Annotated in this window: 17 protein-coding genes; 12 read left to right on the plus strand and 5 right to left on the minus strand. The window is 43.7% G+C overall.

Annotated elements, in window-relative coordinates; all coding sequences use genetic code 11:
* Window positions 1–43: 43 nt before the first annotated feature.
* Window positions 44–487, plus strand: a complete 444-nt coding sequence (locus tag ACZ5ZC_RS11080) for an SRPBCC family protein (RefSeq protein WP_005391473.1) — start codon at window positions 44–46, stop codon at window positions 485–487.
* Window positions 477–830, plus strand: coding sequence for an RnfH family protein (locus tag ACZ5ZC_RS11085; RefSeq protein WP_005391471.1), 354 nt, complete (start codon window positions 477–479; stop codon window positions 828–830). Before ACZ5ZC_RS11080 ends, ACZ5ZC_RS11085 begins: the two co-directional genes overlap by 11 nt.
* 105 nt (window positions 831–935) lie before the next feature.
* Here the strand turns inward: ACZ5ZC_RS11085 and bamE are convergent, their stop codons facing one another.
* From bamE to nadK, 4 genes are all read right to left on the minus strand, one after another.
* Entirely contained in the window at window positions 936–1,295 is a 360-nt protein-coding gene (gene bamE, locus ACZ5ZC_RS11090) for an outer membrane protein assembly factor BamE (protein WP_005391468.1), read from the minus strand.
* Window positions 1,296–1,625: 330 nt separating this feature from the next.
* Complete coding sequence (gene recN, locus ACZ5ZC_RS11095) at window positions 1,626–3,290, minus strand: DNA repair protein RecN (RefSeq protein ID WP_048626075.1); 1,665 nt, start codon at window positions 3,288–3,290, stop codon at window positions 1,626–1,628.
* Between the two features lie 167 nt (window positions 3,291–3,457).
* Entirely contained in the window at window positions 3,458–4,648 is a 1,191-nt protein-coding gene (locus tag ACZ5ZC_RS11100) for a DUF3103 domain-containing protein (protein WP_301949815.1), read from the minus strand.
* Window positions 4,649–4,913: 265 nt separating this feature from the next.
* On the minus strand, window positions 4,914–5,798 hold the full coding sequence (gene nadK, locus ACZ5ZC_RS11105) for an NAD(+) kinase (RefSeq protein ID WP_005391462.1): 885 nt from the start codon (window positions 5,796–5,798) through the stop codon (window positions 4,914–4,916).
* A gap of 146 nt (window positions 5,799–5,944) precedes the next feature.
* On the opposite strand from nadK, the gene grpE reads away from it, so the two are divergent.
* The 4 genes from grpE (at window position 5,945) to dnaJ (ending at window position 11,848) form a co-directional block, all read left to right on the plus strand.
* Window positions 5,945–6,541: a nucleotide exchange factor GrpE gene (gene grpE, locus ACZ5ZC_RS11110; protein ID WP_012842091.1), complete on the plus strand. Its 597-nt coding sequence runs from the start codon at window positions 5,945–5,947 to the stop codon at window positions 6,539–6,541.
* A 417-nt stretch (window positions 6,542–6,958) separates the two neighbouring features.
* A complete protein-coding gene (locus ACZ5ZC_RS11115; protein ID WP_012842090.1) occupies window positions 6,959–8,233 on the plus strand; it encodes a dicarboxylate/amino acid:cation symporter in 1,275 nt (424 codons plus the stop codon).
* Window positions 8,234–8,581: 348 nt separating this feature from the next.
* Window positions 8,582–10,495, plus strand: coding sequence for a molecular chaperone DnaK (gene dnaK / locus ACZ5ZC_RS11120; RefSeq protein WP_005391455.1), 1,914 nt, complete (start codon window positions 8,582–8,584; stop codon window positions 10,493–10,495).
* Window positions 10,496–10,699: 204 nt separating this feature from the next.
* Window positions 10,700–11,848 (plus strand): molecular chaperone DnaJ, encoded by a 1,149-nt coding sequence (dnaJ, locus tag ACZ5ZC_RS11125; RefSeq protein WP_005391453.1) that lies wholly within the window; start codon window positions 10,700–10,702, stop codon window positions 11,846–11,848.
* Window positions 11,849–11,918: 70 nt separating this feature from the next.
* Here the strand turns inward: dnaJ and ACZ5ZC_RS11130 are convergent, their stop codons facing one another.
* Window positions 11,919–12,350 (minus strand): type IV pilin protein, encoded by a 432-nt coding sequence (locus ACZ5ZC_RS11130; RefSeq protein WP_054867884.1) that lies wholly within the window; start codon window positions 12,348–12,350, stop codon window positions 11,919–11,921.
* A 103-nt stretch (window positions 12,351–12,453) separates the two neighbouring features.
* On the opposite strand from ACZ5ZC_RS11130, the gene ACZ5ZC_RS11135 reads away from it, so the two are divergent.
* From ACZ5ZC_RS11135 to tadA, 6 genes are all read left to right on the plus strand, one after another.
* Window positions 12,454–12,969: a GspH/FimT family pseudopilin gene (locus ACZ5ZC_RS11135; protein ID WP_464931921.1), complete on the plus strand. Its 516-nt coding sequence runs from the start codon at window positions 12,454–12,456 to the stop codon at window positions 12,967–12,969.
* Window positions 12,947–13,552, plus strand: a complete 606-nt coding sequence (locus tag ACZ5ZC_RS11140; protein WP_054867885.1) for a PilW family protein — start codon at window positions 12,947–12,949, stop codon at window positions 13,550–13,552. The genes ACZ5ZC_RS11135 and ACZ5ZC_RS11140 overlap by 23 nt, the downstream gene beginning before the upstream one ends.
* Window positions 13,549–14,796 carry a hypothetical protein gene (locus tag ACZ5ZC_RS11145; protein WP_464931922.1) on the plus strand — a complete coding sequence of 416 codons (1,248 nt, stop codon included), beginning with the start codon at window positions 13,549–13,551 and terminating at the stop codon, window positions 14,794–14,796. The genes ACZ5ZC_RS11140 and ACZ5ZC_RS11145 overlap by 4 nt, the downstream gene beginning before the upstream one ends.
* Window positions 14,786–15,196 carry a type IV pilus modification PilV family protein gene (locus ACZ5ZC_RS11150; RefSeq protein ID WP_053350260.1) on the plus strand — a complete coding sequence of 137 codons (411 nt, stop codon included), beginning with the start codon at window positions 14,786–14,788 and terminating at the stop codon, window positions 15,194–15,196. Before ACZ5ZC_RS11145 ends, ACZ5ZC_RS11150 begins: the two co-directional genes overlap by 11 nt.
* Window positions 15,197–15,484: 288 nt before the next feature.
* Window positions 15,485–17,044 carry an AbgT family transporter gene (locus ACZ5ZC_RS11155; RefSeq protein WP_054867886.1) on the plus strand — a complete coding sequence of 520 codons (1,560 nt, stop codon included), beginning with the start codon at window positions 15,485–15,487 and terminating at the stop codon, window positions 17,042–17,044.
* 254 nt (window positions 17,045–17,298) lie between these two features.
* Window positions 17,299–17,808, plus strand: a complete 510-nt coding sequence (gene tadA, locus ACZ5ZC_RS11160) for a tRNA adenosine(34) deaminase TadA (protein ID WP_425597797.1) — start codon at window positions 17,299–17,301, stop codon at window positions 17,806–17,808.
* Window positions 17,809–18,105: the final 297 nt, after the last annotated feature.

Below are 18,105 nucleotides of genomic sequence, written 5' to 3' on the forward strand. Positions count from 1 at the left end.
TGGCAGGAGCTTTAAATCTGTACATGTATCGATAGGAGTATGTATGAAGCAAGTCAGCCGTTCTGCGCTTGTGTCTTTTAGTGCTGAACAGATGTTCAATCTGGTTAACGATGTTGCTAAATACCCTGAGTTTCTGCCTGGTTGCTCGGGCTCTAGAATCATTGAGTCTTCGGGTAATGGTATGGTGGCTTCTGTCGATGTGGCGAAGGCTGGTATCAGCAAAACGTTTACTACTTCAAATGAGCTGATCCCAGGCCAAGCAATTATGATGAACTTGGTGGATGGTCCGTTTAAGACATTGCGTGGTGGTTGGATTTTTACCGCGCTAGATGAGCAAGCTTGCAAGGTTGAGCTAAAGCTTGAGTTTGAATTCTCAAGTAAAATGATTGAGATGGCCTTCGGTAAGGTTTTTAACGAGCTTACCAGTAACATGGTAAATGCATTCACTAAACGCGCAAAACAGGTCTACGAGTGTTATGAGTATTGAGTCAGATATGATTCACGTAGAGGTTGTCTATGCTCTTCCTCATGAACAGCGTGTATTTAATTTAGTGGTGAATAATCACGCAACGGTAGAAGAGATCATTCGACAATCTGGCGTGTTAGAGTTATACCCTGAAATTGATTTATCTAAGAATAAAGTGGGTGTGTTTAGTCGTAATGTGAAGTTAGATGCGACCGTTCGAGATCGAGATCGAATAGAGATATATCGTCCGTTACTCGCAGACCCGAAAGAGATTCGTCGTAAGCGGGCGGAGCAGGCTAAAGCCGAGGGGAATGCAGACCCAGTCACCGGTGGTAAGCCTAGCTCTGTACGTAAGAATAAGTAGACTTGATATCAATCCCAATGGATGGCGTCATTGATTCAAAGTGTGATTGCGCGATATCTAGATAATAAAAAACCTCTCATGTGAGAGGTTTTTTGCAAAAGTCGTTTACTGAATCTGCTCGTAAAAAGCGTCACTTTTTGGGAAGTCACCACTGATATCTGCGAGTGTGCCTTGATCGTTAAAGTTAACGATCAGGTCTTTTTGCACTGGATCACCGTGACCAGGAGTATGGTGATAAATGTAGTACCAAGTGTTTGGGTAGCCGTTTTCAATAAGCATTGGCGACCCTAGTACGAAGCGAACCTGTGCTTTAGTCATCCCAAACTTTAATTTATCTACCGCACTTTGTTCTACATAGTTGCCTTGGTTGATATCAATGCGATAAACCAGTTTTTCCAATACCGAACATCCTGTCAGCAATGTCATTGCTAATGGTACGGCAACTAACCACTTCTTTAATTGCATAATAATTTCTTAGTAACCTTTAAAATACTGCGCTGATAATAAACAAGCTCGACGCAGATGTAAAAAGCTATGCGTCGTATGATAGGAAATCTGACAACGAATTTTGAGTTGAGTTGCATTTATTGATTCTCTCACATGTATGTTTATGTCGATGAGCGGTTTTCTATCCAGTTTAAGCGGTAACTAATGACAAATAGCCAAGTTATTGAGCTATGGGGTGGCACTGACCATTATTTCGAAAGGGAATCAGCACCCAAGCACTTTGATATGGTGATGGGGGAGGTAGAGTCACGGAGTAGTGTTCGTGACTCTATCTTTGAAAGAGCATGGCTAAGCGGCGATGAGGAGCTCTTTGGCGTTTGCAAGGGTAGAATCTGTAATTTGGCTACCTCCAAGTAGGCGAGCTAATTCTGCCACACGTTGTTGTTCATCTAATGCGTGCATTTGTGTTTCGGTTTGGCCAGCTTTTGTTTGTTTAGCCACGAACATTTGTTGATGGCCACACCCCGCAACTTGAGGGAGGTGAGTGACACATAATACCTGAGTAGACTCGCCAAGCTTGCGTAGCATTTTGCCGACTACAGCTGCTGTTGGACCACTAATACCGACATCCACCTCATCGAAGATCAAGCTTGGTGTATCCACTTTCTGAGCGGTAATCACTTGGATAGCTAATGAGATGCGTGATAGCTCACCGCCTGACGCAACTTTTGCTATAGGTTGCAATGGCTGTCCTGGGTTGGTCGATACTAAGAAGCACACACTGTCCATGCCAAGTGGTGATGGGTGCGTGTTTTCATTGCTGACTTCGATATTGAATACCGCTTTTTCCATGCTCAATTCGTGCATGCTTTGCGTGATCAGCTTATTCAGCTCTTTAGCGTAACGGCTGCGTGATTTGTGTAGTTTTTCTGCTTGGTTTAGGAAGCTTTGGTACTTTTGTTCCACTTCTTGCGCGAGTTCATCTAAACGTTCATCAGAGCAATCTAACGCTTCTACTTGGGCCAGAAGATCTTGGTGATGTTGGTATAGCTCTTCTGGCATCACGTGGTGTTTGCGAGCAACAGACATCACTTTAGAAAAACGTTCTTCTACATAAGCCATACGAGCAGGATCCACATCGATGCCATCTAGATAACTGCGTAATTCGTTCTTCGTTTCTTCTAGTTGAATCATCGCTTCTGACAACATGTTGGGTAGCTCAGATAGCTTTTCATCTAACTCTGCTAGTTGAATTAGGGAGTGATTGGCCGATTGCAAAATACCAAGCGCATTGACTTCTTCACCTTCGTAAATAAGTTCGATGGCTTGCTGACAGGTAGTGGCGAGTTCACCACTATTGGATAGTCGTTTGTGCTCTTGCTCGAGCTCTGCAAATTCTTCTTCACCTAGCGATAACTCATTTAGTTCTTTGATTTGGTATTCAAGCAACTGTTTTTGCGCCTGGTTTTGCTGGCTATTTTCTTTTAGTTGCTTGAGGTTATTGTCTGCCTGACGCCAATGCTGGTAAGCACTTCGTGTGCTTTTTAGTAGGTTTAGATGACCTGCATATTGGTCGAGCATGGCCATTTGGTGTTCGTTTTTCATCAATTGATGATGAGCGTGTTGCCCATGGATATTGATCAGCAGTTGCCCTAGAGATTTGAGTTGTGATAGTGGGACAGGACTGCCATTAATGAAGGCTCTTGAGCGACCTTCTTTTGTGATGATGCGACGCAAAATACATTCACTGCCATCAAGCAGATCGTTATCTTCTAGCCAACGCGTTGCATGTAGGTTGTTGTCCAGTAAAAAAGCGGCACTAACTTCGGTTTTTTCTTCACCTTGTCGAACCATGCCAGCTTCGGCTCGTCCGCCTAAGCAGAGCCCAAGTGCATCGATAGCAATGGATTTACCCGCGCCTGTTTCACCTGTGATGGTGGTCATGCCCTTAGACAGCTCGAGTTGTAAAGACTTAACAATCGCAAAATTATTAACACTTAGATGAGCCAGCATTTTTATTTACCTGTATAACTGAACAATACTGTATAAGAGAACAGTATATACTGTTTCTTTATACAGTAAAGACAGGTGAGAAAAAATTTCTGTGTGGGGTGCTTTTTTGTGATGAAGTGGGAAAAATGAGCCGAAGTGATTACAACGACTCATTAAAATTGAACAGGTTACGGACGAGTTGGGTTAATCGTGAGCGGCTCTAATGTGACTACTGCATTCACACCAGCACCTGGATGATCCACGTATGATGTGTCTTGCATTAGTGTGTAGTAAACGTCGACGAAGTCATCATCATTCGTTAGGACGCCGTCAGGGATCGTGTCGATGATCTTATTCGTGATTTGCGGAATAATCGCGTAAGCCTGAACTTCTGGATCTGGAATCGCTTTCAATACTTCTTCGGCAACTTGAACAAGGAGTTTTGCCAACTGTTTATAGTCTGTACCATCATCTTGTTCCATGAGCACGATGTCCGCAGCGCCCCAACGGTAACGAGACCAGTGAATAATGATCTGATTTGGGTAGTAATCTTGGTTATCGTAGTCTAAGTATGGAAGCTCTACTAAATCGAGAGTAGGTTCATCACGACTTGGATTGACGCCCGTTACGATAGCGTAGATTTCTGCCTTGCCAGAGATCCAAGGTTCTTTGTCATCGGCTAGACGGATCTTTTTCAACTGCGTTGTTTGAATTGGAGCCGCTTCGCCCATAGTGCTACTTGACAATAGCGGTGCATTTTGGCGTTGTTCATCAGCAACGTATGGTTGAACTAAAGTTGGCTGACCGAGTTTTTTCATTTCAGCCTGCATAGCTTGCAAGCCAGCCTTTAGCTCTGCAGAGCTGTTGTTATCAACGACAAGTACAGGTACATCAGGGAGCTGGTAAACATCGAGTTGATGGATGTTGCCATACACATCAAATGCTTCGATGTATTGCCAATTCTCATCATCACCACTTGGTTCAAATGCAAATAATGGCTCGACCTCGCCACTTTGCCATGCTGTTATCATGCTCTCATTCGCTAAACGAACTTCCAGCAACTGATCTGAGTATTCAGAAATACCTTTCCAGCTACGAATTTGAGTGTCAGCTTGTACAAGCTGACGGCTAAACTCGGAGTTGGGGTTTTGTTGAACAAATGCTGATACAGAGACGCTAGTCTGTTGTGGAGTAATATCTCTTCTCAACATGGGTTCAATGGCAGCATAGTTCTCACTCAATTGTTGAGCGAGGGCACGCTTCGTCTTAGTGATATCTTCCGCTTTTGCGTTGGATACACTGTTGACTTGCGTTTCCTCTGATTGGCAGCCAATAAGTGCTAATGTACTGAGAACAGACAGAATGATGGTTTTCTTCATAATATGTCCTTTATTGATTTTATGAAATAGAGTTAATACTCTATTCATGGTGAGAATATCACCGGACATAGATCATTGAATTTGCTTTTCTATCTTTTGTGTAAACTTTGCCCACAGGATCAAAATTTATAAACTTCTCTTTAATGACAGCAAATATCGTGTCGCCTCACTACTTTGTGTCTATTTCTTGTCTAAGAAAGCCAAAAGCCAGTGGCAATTAAGCTGCTGGCTTTTTTATTGAAGTCATTTCCCTGAGTAACAAGTGTTAGAACAATTTACTAGACCAACCAAGCTTGTTACGTAAAACGTGATAGTAGCTGTAGTCTTTGGGATGGATGAGTTTGAGCACATTTGGACTTTGATAGATGTGGATTTCGTCGCCTGGAGAAACAGGGAGAGACACTTGTCCATCACAGCTAACTTCTTGTGTTCCTCGGTTCTCTGGTGACACCACCAATTTAATTCGACGCTTTCCATCAACCACCAAAGGTCGACTCGACAAGGTATGAGGGAACATTGGCACGAGTGAAATGGCATTCAAGCTAGGCGAAAGAATTGGACCACCGCCAGAAAGCGAATATGCAGTCGAGCCCGTTGGTGTGGAAACAATCAAACCATCGGCTCGTAAAGAGAAGGCGAAGCTTTCATCGATGTACACTTCAAATTCAATCATATGGGCAATTTGCCCTGGGTGAAGTACAGCTTCATTTAGCGCAGCGTTGTGGCTTTTAATTTGCCCGTGACGGTGTACTTCCGCTTCTAAGAGAAAGCGCTCTTCTTCAATATACTCACCGTCGAGTACCGCTTGCAGAGACGCTTGGAACTCGTCTGGGTTTAAGTCAGTTAAGAAGCCCAGGTTTCCACGGTTCACCCCTATGACTGGTACATCAAATCGGGATAAAATTCTTGCCGCGCCTAGCATGTTGCCATCCCCACCAACCACAATGGCTAGATCGGCATTTTTTCCTAGTTCAACTAAACTGGCAAATTGACTTTGCGGGATATCATCCAGTATTGCGGCAAGGCGATCGTCAATAAATACTTTATAGCCTTCAGAGGTCAGCCATTGGTACAACTCTTTATGAGTTTGAATTGCTTGTTGATCTCTTGGTTTTCCGATAATCGCGATCACGTTACATGGATTTTTCATAGCATTTCCGCATTAAAGAGGCTTGAATCAGGAATCTTCATCCCCATAATAATGGCAAGTCACCTAAATATGCGAATTTTTATGTGGTTAAAGCCCGCAAAAACGCGCATGGCTTTAAGGGCATTATGTTGAATTCTGGAGATATCATGAGCAACGAAGAAAACAAAGTTACAGAAGAAGAGCTGGATCAAATCATCGAAGAGGCTGAAAAAGTAGAAGCTGAAGCACAAGAAGTTGAAGCTGAGCTTGAAGAAATTGGTGATGAGACAGACGCTAAGATTGCTCAACTAGAAGCGGCACTATTGTCTAGCGAGGCAAAAGTAAAAGAGCAGCAAGATGCGGTGTTGCGTTCTAAAGCTGAAGTAGAAAACATGCGTCGTCGTACCGAGCAAGAAATCGATAAAGCACGTAAGTTTGCGTTGAACAAGTTTGCCGAAGAGTTGCTTCCTGTTATTGATAACCTAGAGCGTGCAATTCAAGCGGCAGATACAGAGAATGAAACGGTTAAGCCGTTCCTAGAAGGTGTTGAGTTAACACACAAAACGTTTGTCGACGTTGTGGCGAAATTTGGCTTGAAAGCAATCAACCCTGAAGGTGAAGCATTTAACCCAGAGTTCCATCAAGCGATGTCGATTCAGGAAAGCCCTGATCATGAATCAAACACAGTTATGTTTGTTATGCAAAAAGGCTACGAACTAAACGGCCGTGTGATTCGTCCGGCAATGGTAATGGTTGCTAAATAACCTTAACTGCCTGTTTTCAAATATAAAGCGCCCATCATTTTTTGATGGGCGCTTTTTTGTTTTAAACGTAAGTTGTTGTAATGAGCTTCATTGTATATCGATAAAATGGAAGTTTGATCCCCTTCATGTTTTTTCCTATTGGTTAATTATTTTCCTATAGGAGATTTCTTCTCATCTCGCTGCGTGTTTATTAACAGAAAGGGCTATAAGTGATTGTAATCATTCGTTGTGTGAATGTTTGTTCTGCATAGGAATGTAAATATAGTCATTTTTTCTAAAATAATTTCGTTAACAAAAATGTAAATTGTCACTTTATTTTGTAACTTCGGTGTGTATGATTTGCGACTAATGCTTTAAAAGTAAGCATATATAACTATAAAGATGTAAATAGCAAACACAACATATCGGAGATTTACAATGGATAAATCGCTTTCTAGTAAGATTTTTATAGGCTTGTTTGCCGGCCTTGTGCTGGGAACAGCAATTCAGTACTTATTTAGCGGTATTGCGATTTTTGATACATACCTACTTGGAGCAGCAGAAGGCGTTGGCGGCATGTTTGTCTCGCTGATCAAATTGCTTGTTGTTCCTTTAGTTTACGTTTCAATCGTATGCGGCATTGTTGACTTGAAAGACATCAGTGCATTTGGTCGTCTTGGTGGAAAAACTTTTACCCTCTACATTCTTAACACCATCATTGCGATTACGGCGGCTTTGACTGTTGGTTTGATTTTCCAGCCAGGAGCTGGTGCTAATCTGGCAGGAACGGTATCTGAGGCCGTACAGCTGACGACGACAGAAACGCCGGACATTTTCTCTCTAGTTGTTAACATTGTTCCTAGCAATCCAGTACAAGCGTTTGCTAACGGTGACATGCTGCAAATTATCTTCATGGCAATTCTGACAGGTCTTGCAATTCAAGCTTTGGATTCTCGTGGTGGTCCTGCCATCCGCACGTTCAAAATGGCAAATGAAATCATGATGAAACTGGTTGGATTAGTGATGAGTCTTGCACCATATGGTGTGTTCGCACTAATGATTCAACTAGGTGCAACGCTAAACGCCAATACATTGATGTCCGTGGCTGGTTATGTGGCCTTGGTGGTTGCGATGTTGGTGTTCTGGATCTTCTTCTTCTATCCAATGGCAGTAAGTCTTGCGACAGGGACCTCTCCAAAGACTTTCCTACGTGCAACTCGTGAGCAGATTCTGTTCTCTCTATCTACCGCGAGCTCAAACGCGACTATCCCGGTAACGATGCGTACACTGACAGAAAAGCTTCAGGTCTCTAAATCGGTTGCTGGCTTCGGTGTACCACTGGGCGCAACGATGAACATGTCTGGTGTGTCTATCTATATTGCTCTAGCAACGATGTTTGTTGCGAACGCTTTTGGCCAGCCAATTAACACCGCAGACATCTTCACGCTTGGTTTAACTATTCTTCTATTATCTATTGGTGCTGGTGGCGTTCCTGGAGGCGGCGTAGTAATGGTAGGCGTTTTGCTTCACCAACTAGGCTTACCACCTGAAGGCTTGGCAATTATTGCTGCGGTTGACCGTATTAATGACATGTTCTGTACGTCTTCAAACGTTGTGGGCGACACGGCGGTAAACACCATTGTTGCAAAAACAGAAGGTGAGATTGGTAAAGAAGAAGGCGTTGACGCTGAGCCTGCTCAAGCGAACGCTTAATGTCTTGAATCATTTATTTTAACCCTAATATTGAAACGAGCTCTTATGAGCTCGTTTTTTTGTTTAGGAAGAGTCGGGCATAAATACATTTACCTGAGAAATGGTGTTTTGTTGCGCTACAGCAGTGTGACGAGTTCCCAACTAATCAGAAAGAAACACATAAATTTCGAAAAAAGACGCTTTTTTTTAATTCTGCCCTTGAAAAGCATTTTGCCGCCCTTATCTATGTGGCATAGAGAAGCAAACATTGATTATTTTTGTTTGTGAGCAAGGGTTGAAACCCGATTCTCCTCCCCCCACATTGGGGTTATAACCAAACGAAAATAGAATTTATTCGGAGATAGCCAGATGGGTAAAATCATTGGTATTGACTTAGGTACTACTAACTCATGTGTTGCTGTATTAGACGGCGACAAACCACGTGTAATTGAAAACGCAGAGGGCGAACGTACTACTGCATCGGTTATTGCTTACACTGACGGTGAGACGCTAGTAGGTCAACCTGCGAAACGTCAAGCAGTAACTAACCCAGAAAACACGCTATTTGCAATTAAGCGTCTAATCGGTCGTCGTTTTGAAGACGAAGAAGTTCAGCGTGACATCCAAATCATGCCTTACAAAATTGTTAAGGCTGACAACGGTGACGCTTGGGTAGAAGCAAAAGGCCAAAAAATGGCGGCTCCTCAAGTTTCTGCTGAAGTTCTTAAGAAAATGAAGAAAACTGCTGAAGATTTCCTTGGTGAGGAAGTAACTGGCGCAGTTATCACAGTACCTGCTTACTTTAACGATGCTCAGCGTCAAGCTACAAAAGATGCTGGCCGTATCGCAGGTCTAGAAGTTAAACGTATCATCAACGAACCAACAGCAGCAGCGCTAGCTTACGGTCTTGATAAGAAAGGCGGCGATCGCACTATCGCGGTATACGACCTTGGTGGTGGTACATTCGATATCTCTATCATCGAAATCGATGAAGTTGAAGGCGAGAAAACATTCGAAGTTCTAGCGACTAACGGTGATACTCACCTTGGTGGTGAAGACTTTGATAACCGCCTAATCAACTACTTAGTAGACGAGTTTAAGAAAGAGCAAGGTATCGATCTTAAGAACGATCCACTAGCAATGCAGCGTGTTAAAGAAGCAGCAGAAAAAGCGAAAATCGAGCTTTCTTCTACTTCTCAAACTGACGTAAACCTACCTTACGTTACTGCAGATGCAACTGGTCCTAAGCACATGAACATTAAAGTGACTCGTGCAAAACTAGAATCTCTAGTTGAAGACCTAGTACAACGCTCTCTTGAGCCACTAAAAGTAGCTCTAGCTGACGCTGATCTATCAGTAAACGACATCACTGACGTAATCCTAGTTGGTGGTCAGACTCGTATGCCAATGGTTCAAGCGAAAGTTGCTGAGTTCTTTGGTAAAGAAGCGCGCCGTGACGTAAACCCTGACGAAGCAGTAGCAATGGGTGCTGCAGTTCAAGGTGGTGTACTTGCTGGTGACGTTAAAGACGTACTACTACTAGACGTAACTCCACTGTCTCTAGGTATCGAGACAATGGGTGGCGTAATGACTAAGTTAGTTGAGAAGAACACAACTATCCCAACTAAAGCGAACCAAGTTTTCTCTACAGCGGAAGACAACCAGAGCGCGGTTACTATCCACGTTCTACAAGGTGAGCGTAAGCAAGCGATGTACAACAAGTCTCTAGGTCAATTCAACCTAGAAGGCATCCAGCCTGCACCACGTGGTATGCCACAAATCGAGGTTACTTTTGACCTTGATGCGGACGGTATCCTACACGTGTCAGCGAAAGACAAGCAGACTGGTAAAGAGCAGAAGATCACTATCCAAGCTTCTGGCGGTCTAAGCGATGAAGACATCGAGAAAATGGTTCAAGAAGCAGAAGCTAACAAAGAAGCGGACAAAAAGTTCGAAGAGCTAGCGACTGCACGTAACCAAGCTGACCAAATGATTCACGGTACTCGTAAGCAAGTAGAAGAAGCTGGTGAAGCACTACCTGCAGAAGAGAAAGAGAAGATTGAAGCAGCAATTTCTGAGCTAGAAACAGCGCGCAAAGGCGAAGACAAAGAAGCTATCGATGCTAAAGTTCAAGCACTAATGACCGCTTCTCAAAAACTGATGGAAATCGCTCAACAACAAGCTCAAGCGCAGCAAGCACAAGGTGCTGACGCCGATGCACAGTCTAAAGAAGACGACGTTGTAGATGCTGAGTTCGAAGAAGTTAAAGACGACAAGAAATAATATTTCTTAACCAGATGGCTGCAAAGCCATCTGGGGTCGATAAGACTTCGTGTGCGGGCGTTTGGGGCAACTCTTACGCCCGTCTGTTTGTAAACGCTGTCTTTCTAGTTAAGTATGTTGCGGATAAGTGCACTTACCTAGAACGATACAAACACCAAGCGGTGAATCGATGCCGTTTGTAGTAATTAACTGGTGACGAAGAACATGTCAAAACGTGATTTTTACGAAGTATTAGGCGTAAGCCGTGATGCCTCAGAGCGCGATATCAAAAAGGCGTACAAGCGTCTAGCGATGAAATTCCACCCAGACCGAAACCAGGGTGATGAGTCTGCGGCGGACAAGTTTAAAGAAGTAAAAGAAGCGTACGAAGTTCTGACCGACCCTCAAAAGAAAGCGGCGTACGACCAGTACGGTCATGCTGCTTTTGAACAAGGCGGCGGTGGTTTCGGTGGCGGCGGCTTTGGTGGCGGCGGTGCTGATTTCGGCGACATCTTTGGCGATGTATTCGGCGACATCTTTGGTGGTGGTCGTCGTGGCGGTGGCGGTCACCGTGCTCAACGTGGTGCGGACCTACGTTACAACATGGAACTGACGCTAGAAGAGGCGGTTCGTGGTGTAACGAAAGAGATCGAAGTACCAACACTAGTACACTGTGATACCTGTGATGGTAGTGGCGCGAAGAAAGGCTCATCTGCTGAAACATGTGGTACCTGTCATGGTCATGGTCAAGTACAGATGCGCCAAGGCTTCTTCGCAGTGCAACAAACCTGTCCAACCTGTCACGGTAAAGGCAAGATCATTAAAGACCCTTGTAATGAGTGTCATGGTCAAGGCCGTAAGCAGAAAACCAAAACACTTAACGTTAAGATCCCTGCAGGTGTTGATACTGGCGACCGTATTCGTCTATCTGGCGAAGGTGAAGCGGGAGAAATGGGAGCTCCAGCGGGTGACTTGTATGTACAAGTGCACGTGAAAGAGCACCATATCTTCGAACGTGATGGTAACAACCTATACTGTGAAGTGCCTGTAAGCTTTGCGATGGCGGCTCTAGGTGGTGAAGTTGAAGTGCCAACTCTAGATGGTCGCGTAAGCCTAAAAGTGCCTTCAGAAACGCAAACAGGTCGTATGTTCCGCATGCGTGGTAAAGGTGTGAAAGGCGTTCGCGGTGGCGGTATCGGTGACTTGATTGTTAAGTTGGTTGTTGAAACACCAGTAAACCTAAGCTCACGCCAAAAAGAACTGCTCAAAGAGTTTGAAGAGTCTTGTGGTGGTGAAGCGGCGACAAAGCACAAGCCTAAATCAGAAGGCTTTTTCAACGGTGTGAAAAAGTTCTTTGATGATTTAACCAGCTAAGACGTTAGTGAAAAGCACAAATACAAAGGCCTTGCTAAAATGCAGGCCTTTTTGCATCTCGGTGTTCTTTCTAATTCCAGCAATCACTTGGTTCTTCGACATTTGTTGACGTTAAAGTAATCGTTTTAGCGCCAGTCAAGCACTCGTCGTCGTCTTGTCCCAGAGCCGATTTTGCTGTTGCTGTAATGGTATAGGCCGTACTTGCAGAGCTCGCAATATTGAAAGAAAATCTGTCTGTGTCTGAATCACATAGAGTGCATGTGCCTCCAGAGATAATATGACTCCAGTCGTACCCACCATCATAAGATGTCTCTAGCTCTAGCTGAATTCGACTAAGATCGCTCAAGGCAACCGTCCTATGAGACTTGAGCACATGATTGGTGTAAGAAGGGTAGGCGACAGCCGCAATGATCCCGACAATCACTACGGCTATCAGTAATTCGATCAATGTCATCCCTCCCAATCTTTTTTTGTAGCTGTTACAGCGAGAAATTCGAATCATCACGAGTAGTTTCCTTTTCACTTTTCCGCCTATTTTTGGCAGGTGATAGCATCTGTGCAAGATGAATTACGGCCCTTTTGCCGTTTACATAGGAATTTGGGAAATGCCTCGCGGGTTTACGTTGTTGGAGCTTCTTATTACTGTGGCTGTACTGAGTATTATATTGGCGTTTGCAGCTCCAAGCTTTAGCCGTGTTTCACAAACTGTGCAAATGCAAAGACTTGCAACAGAGTTGGTGGGGTTTTTGAATCAAAGCAAGTCTGAAGCGGTGATGAGGAATACAAAGTTGTATGTACATTTTCCAATGGATAAAAATGTACCAGTCAACAACGGAGGGTGGTCATTTCAGCTTACGGATTCGGAAAGTGGTGCGGGCAATATCATTCTGAACTTGTCAGGCTCATCATACTCTGAACTTACCATTCAACAACTCTACGCCCCCCCTGCAAGAGTTAGTTTTGATGAGGTAAGAGGGTGGCCACGTGGTGGAACAATGCAGTTTTACCCAACGGCAAACCCAAGCTTGATATTGGAGGTCGCTCTGTCCAATCCACCGGGACGTATCAAAATATGTAGCCGATCTGGAGGCAAGTTATATGATTACCCAGAGTGTGAGTAAGCGTTACCAAAGAGGCGGGTCGTTAATTGAGCTTATGATAAGTTCGTTAATAGGCTTAGTTCTATTAGGAGTGATTGGTTCTGTATTTATTAGCCTCCAAAAAACAGCAAGAGAAAAAAATTTAGAATTACATCTTCTACAAGGACTCAACGTTACCCTCATGTTGATGAAAGAGGATATTCAGCGAGCGGGTTACGATGGTGGTAATGGTAATTCGCTAAAGCTGTCTGGAGCTACAAACACTATTACAGTCAGTGGAGGAGCCTCTGTTGGTTTTGTTTATCTTAAAGAAGGTAGTGGTTATCAAAATATTAAATATATACGGGATGGAAATCAGCTTAAGTTTTGTTCAAATCCAGTTGCTTCTCAAGCTGATATTAAATCTTTTGCCGGAATTGATTTCTGTAGATCACTATTCGATGAAGATATTCTTCAGGTCACTCAATTCTCAATCAGCTCAGCGAGTGTAAAGAATGGAACAAAAGTAAGTGGCATAACTGATGTGTCCTTAGGGTTGCAAACCGTTGATGGAGAGCTGAGTAAAGTCGCGGAGTTTTCTATTAAGCAGAGGAACTGGCAATGAAGTTTAAGCCCAACCAATCTGGATATGTTACTTTGTTGGTCACTTCCGTTCTATTGCTTCTTGCTTTAATTGTTGCCCTAGCTTCTTCAAAAGGTGTTTTTTTTCAAATAAAAGTTGCTCAGAACGAGCTAAAAGCGCGACAGGCACACTGGAAAGCGGAGGGCGGGTTGGAATGTGCGTTCGCAATAAACAAAAACAATGAAACAGTCTTACCAGATAGCCAAGACTATTCAACGTGCGATGTGATAGTCAGCGCTACAGCATCTTCAGCCAATCCGAGTTACTTTGAAATTCAATCTTTTGCTAACAATCATTTTAAACTGAAAAAGAATATAAAAGTTCTGAGTCGAACGACTGGGGCGATTCAAGCCCGATCTGATTTGATGTTAGTGGGATCTAATACTTTTAAGCCTGAATTTGTTGCTCCTGATTACTGTATATCTGTACGGTTTCAGGCATCAATTAAACTGCATGGAGGTGTCGTAACGAATGACCCTACAGGAAATACATGTAATTCTGCATATAAAACAGATACGGAAAGACCTGGTTTGTGTGTGTCCGGAGACTCTAATTGCGATGGCTCTGGAGGGATAAATGACTACAAAGTTAAGGTTGTAGGAAATAATAGCGACTACATTGGTGATAATAAGATGTTTGAACATGATTTCATACACGATCCTGACCTAGATCCGTTTGAATCTTTCTTTGGTTATCCACGAAGCGAAATTGCGACTGTAAAAAATGAATTTACAGTCATAAGTGGTAGCGTAGTAAGCACTGGTGCAGGAAACACTTCGTGTAAGGATCTTATTCTTGCTGCCTTTGCTTCAAATGATAAAGTTTGGGTGGAGGGAGATTGTGATTTGGAAAACGGGCTAGGAGTAACTGCGGGTGCTTCTCCGAAAGTTCTAGTGGTAGAGAATGGCATACTCTCAACTTATGGCACCGATACCTTTCCTGGCATGGTTTATCACTTGTATACATCTCCAGTCGGGAATATGTCCTCAAGATGGACATCTGAAGTCTCAGGTACCGCTCATTTAGGGAGTTTATCTACAGCAGAAAAAGCGAAGCTAACATTTATCTCAGGAGGGGCTTTCAAGCCAACCGGAGGTTTTGTGTTTGATACAGTTGGTGGGTTAAGTGTTTTTTCAAGTTCATTAAATTTGGAGTTTGATGCTACTTCTATCCCAAGTAATCGCAAAAGAATATCGTGGTTGAGAGGCTCTTGGAATGATCTCTAAACAAAAAGGTTTTAACCTTCTTGAAGTTCTAATTTCTTTTCTGCTTATCGGTGTTGGGGCTCTAGGTTTAACGAAGCTAAACGTGTATCTAGAACGCGAATCCGAATATGCGATAAAAAGTATTGAAGCATTGCGTCTAGCAGAAAACCAGCTCGAATGGTTCCGGACGCGTGGTGCTTCGGATGCGCTTTCTACGATTTCTACTGCCAGTTTTGCCTCTATCGTGACAGGATCTTCCGCCACTGGAGCGTACACGGTGGAGTGGGATGTGCCACCTGCTACTGTATCAGGTTCACTAAAGACGATCATCATCACAACAAGTTGGGAAGATAGAATGGGGCAGACGCAATCCGTTCAGCTGAAAACTATGATTTCACAGTACAGTGAATTCGAAAACTAAGTTCAATTGCATGCATGCGCTGAGACAAATGCGGGTGTAATTCCTGTTTTATACCGGATTTGTCGCGGTTAATAAATGGTTTTTGAACTGTTAATCGAGTTGATGTGCTACTGTTTTTATTATGTTTAATTGAAGTGGTGTTTTTGCAAAATATGTCTCCAATTATGAAAAAAAATATAGAACCTTGTGCTTTCTCTATTAGTGTTTACTAGAATACTCGTTGGATAGTAGGCCGTCATAATTACTCAAATAGGCCTTGGCACCAACATCATTCACTATGGAGTTACCATGAGTAACCAAGCTGTAAATAAGGCACCATCATCGAAGCCGAGCGGGATGGAGCGCTTTTTAAACTTTATTGAGAGGACAGGTAACAAAATTCCTGATCCTGCGATTTTGTTCTTCTGGGCATTGATCATTACTTGGGCGGCGTCAGCACTTTTATCGAATGTATCATTCGATCTTCCAAACCCTCGAACGGGCGAAGCTCTTACCATCACTAATTTACTTACGGGCGAAGCGCTAGCAAGTTTCCTTGCTAACATGGTGACGACGTTTACTGGCTTTGCGCCACTGGGTATCGTACTTGTCGCGATGCTAGGTGTGGGCGTTGCAGACTCTTCGGGCTTTATTACGACGGGTCTTAAGAAGATGCTGAACTTCACGCCAGCTAAGCTTCTTACTCCAATGCTGATTTTGGTTGCTATTGTGTCGCATACTGCGGCAGATGCAGGCTATGTTCTGGTTATTCCTCTGGGCGGTATTATCTTCCATGCGGCAGGTCGTCACCCTCTAGCGGGTATTGCGGCAGCATTTGCAGGTGTATCTGGTGGCTTCTCTGCAAACTTTATTCCTTCAGGTATAGATCCACTACTAGCAGGCTTTACGCAAACCGCGGCGCAGGTTCTTGATCCTGAATACGTGGTTAACCCATTAGCGAACATCTTCTTTACTGGCCTATCTTCCATCATTATTGTAGCGATTGGTTGGTACGTGACAGAAAAAATCATCGAGCCTCGTTTGTCAAAAATGCCAATTGATGACGATGCGGAAACTGCGCCAAACCTAGGTTCATTTACTGAACTGGAATCAAAAGCATTCCGTTATGCAGGTTGGGCAATGATGGCGGGTATTGCTTTACTTGTTGTAGCGTTAATTCCAGAAACATCAGCACTTCGCTCGCCTGAAGGTGAAATTACGGCCTTCTCAGCACCGATAATGAAGTCTATCGTGCCGTTGATCTTTATTCTGTTTATCATTCCTGGTTACGTTTACGGTAAAGTGTCTGGAACGTTCAAGACCAGCAACGACATTATCAAAGCGATGGCTGATACTATGTCGACCATGGGCGCATACATTGTCATGTCATTCTTCTGTGCCCAATTCTTGTCTGCGTTTGCTCAATCGAACATTGGGACGATGCTGGCGCTATATGGTGCAGAAGGTCTGAAAGCGATGAACTTACCTGGTGAAGTGACCATCATTGGTATGATCCTTCTAACTGCGTCTGTAAACCTACTTATTGGTTCTGCATCGGCAAAATGGGCTTTAATTGGTCCAATCTTAGTGCCAATGTTAATGGCGGTTGGTATCTCGCCTGAGCTCTCTCAAGCGGCTTACCGTGTGGGTGACTCAGTATCGAACATCATTTCACCTCTAATGGTATTTTTCCCTCTTGTAGTGGTTTACTGTCAGCGTTATGTGAAGTCGGCTGGTATCGGTACGCTTGCGTCACTAATGATGCCATTCTCGATCGCAATGCTGATCGGTTGGTCTATCTTCCTAGTTGCTTATTGGATGGTTGGTATCCCGCTAGGCATTCAAGCTCCTTACACTTACACAATGTAAAAACGTTTAGGGTGTGAAAGCCGATAATTGGCAGCCGAAAAGCGCAGGTCTTCGATCTGCGCTTTTTTGTTCTCGTAAAACGAACATCGATAGGTCTTGTAACTAGGTTTTTTTTGGAGTTGCAAACTTTGTCCCGTGATGTGTTGCTGTAGTGAAACCGAAGTTGGTGATAAAATTCCTGACTTCAATCGTTTTTTGTTTCTTTGGAGCCTCCTTTGTCTAACCATCCGTTTACCCCTCAAGATGAATTGTTTATGCGCAGAGCGATGGTGCTTGCTGAGCAAGCAGAAGCTGAGGGGGAAGTACCTGTCGGTGCAGTGCTTGTCAAAGATGGTGAAATTATCGCTGAGGGGTGGAATCGCTCTATTGGTACTAATGACGCTACCGCACATGCTGAAATCCAAACACTGCGTAAAGCAGGCCAAAAGCTAGAAAATTACCGCCTTCTGGATACGACGTTATATGTAACACTTGAGCCATGCCCAATGTGTGCCGGAGCCTTATTGCATAGCCGCGTTAAGCGGGTTGTTTTTGGAGCGCCAGATTTAAAAGCTGGAGCAGCAGGAACAGTGCTTAATTTGTTTGAAAGCCAAGCTGCTTACCATTACGCCTTAGTTGAAAAGGGGCTGCTAGAAGATGAGTGCCGCACTCAGCTACAAGCGTTTTTTAAGCGTCGCCGAAAGGAAATTAAAGCGAAGAAGCAAGCACAAAAAGCATTAGAAAATCGAGAGAGCGAGCAAGGTAGTGGGAGTGGTGAGGGCTAGCAAACACCTACAACGTGGTAGATGTTTGCTTGGACGCACTAGTGATTGACTAAATGTACAAAAACACGATTACGTGAACTTACTTTCTTTTTCATACATGTCAGTTTACGTTTACGTCGGATAGCAGCTACTGTGTTATTTAAACGCTTTGACTGCACTCTACGTCTTCTCATATTCAAAACCTCCTGCAGACAAGACTTATACCAGTAAAGCGCGGCTCATCGATGCTTGGCAATAGGCTCGATAATCGCACTAAACGTTGTATGGTTTAAACGTTCTTCATTTGACTTCTGCATT

It is taken from the genome of Vibrio sp. JCM 18905, assembly GCF_055393305.1.

What these genes read in the sequence shown, in the direction of transcription:
- ACZ5ZC_RS11080 (WP_005391473.1), top strand. Translation starts at nt 44, where the DNA reads ATGAAGCAAGTCAGCCGTTCTGCGCTTGTGTCTTTTAGTGCTGAACAG.
- ACZ5ZC_RS11085 (WP_005391471.1), top strand. Translation starts at nt 477, where the DNA reads ATGAGTATTGAGTCAGATATGATTCACGTAGAGGTTGTCTATGCTCTT.
- bamE (WP_005391468.1), bottom strand. Translation starts at nt 1,295, where the DNA reads ATGCAATTAAAGAAGTGGTTAGTTGCCGTACCATTAGCAATGACATTG.
- recN (WP_048626075.1), bottom strand. Translation starts at nt 3,290, where the DNA reads ATGCTGGCTCATCTAAGTGTTAATAATTTTGCGATTGTTAAGTCTTTA.
- ACZ5ZC_RS11100 (WP_301949815.1), bottom strand. Translation starts at nt 4,648, where the DNA reads ATGAAGAAAACCATCATTCTGTCTGTTCTCAGTACATTAGCACTTATT.
- nadK (WP_005391462.1), bottom strand. Translation starts at nt 5,798, where the DNA reads ATGAAAAATCCATGTAACGTGATCGCGATTATCGGAAAACCAAGAGAT.
- grpE (WP_012842091.1), top strand. Translation starts at nt 5,945, where the DNA reads ATGAGCAACGAAGAAAACAAAGTTACAGAAGAAGAGCTGGATCAAATC.
- ACZ5ZC_RS11115 (WP_012842090.1), top strand. Translation starts at nt 6,959, where the DNA reads ATGGATAAATCGCTTTCTAGTAAGATTTTTATAGGCTTGTTTGCCGGC.
- dnaK (WP_005391455.1), top strand. Translation starts at nt 8,582, where the DNA reads ATGGGTAAAATCATTGGTATTGACTTAGGTACTACTAACTCATGTGTT.
- dnaJ (WP_005391453.1), top strand. Translation starts at nt 10,700, where the DNA reads ATGTCAAAACGTGATTTTTACGAAGTATTAGGCGTAAGCCGTGATGCC.
- ACZ5ZC_RS11130 (WP_054867884.1), bottom strand. Translation starts at nt 12,350, where the DNA reads ATGATTCGAATTTCTCGCTGTAACAGCTACAAAAAAAGATTGGGAGGG.
- ACZ5ZC_RS11135 (WP_464931921.1), top strand. Translation starts at nt 12,454, where the DNA reads ATGCCTCGCGGGTTTACGTTGTTGGAGCTTCTTATTACTGTGGCTGTA.
- ACZ5ZC_RS11140 (WP_054867885.1), top strand. Translation starts at nt 12,947, where the DNA reads ATGATTACCCAGAGTGTGAGTAAGCGTTACCAAAGAGGCGGGTCGTTA.
- ACZ5ZC_RS11145 (WP_464931922.1), top strand. Translation starts at nt 13,549, where the DNA reads ATGAAGTTTAAGCCCAACCAATCTGGATATGTTACTTTGTTGGTCACT.
- ACZ5ZC_RS11150 (WP_053350260.1), top strand. Translation starts at nt 14,786, where the DNA reads ATGATCTCTAAACAAAAAGGTTTTAACCTTCTTGAAGTTCTAATTTCT.
- ACZ5ZC_RS11155 (WP_054867886.1), top strand. Translation starts at nt 15,485, where the DNA reads ATGAGTAACCAAGCTGTAAATAAGGCACCATCATCGAAGCCGAGCGGG.
- tadA (WP_425597797.1), top strand. Translation starts at nt 17,299, where the DNA reads ATGCGCAGAGCGATGGTGCTTGCTGAGCAAGCAGAAGCTGAGGGGGAA.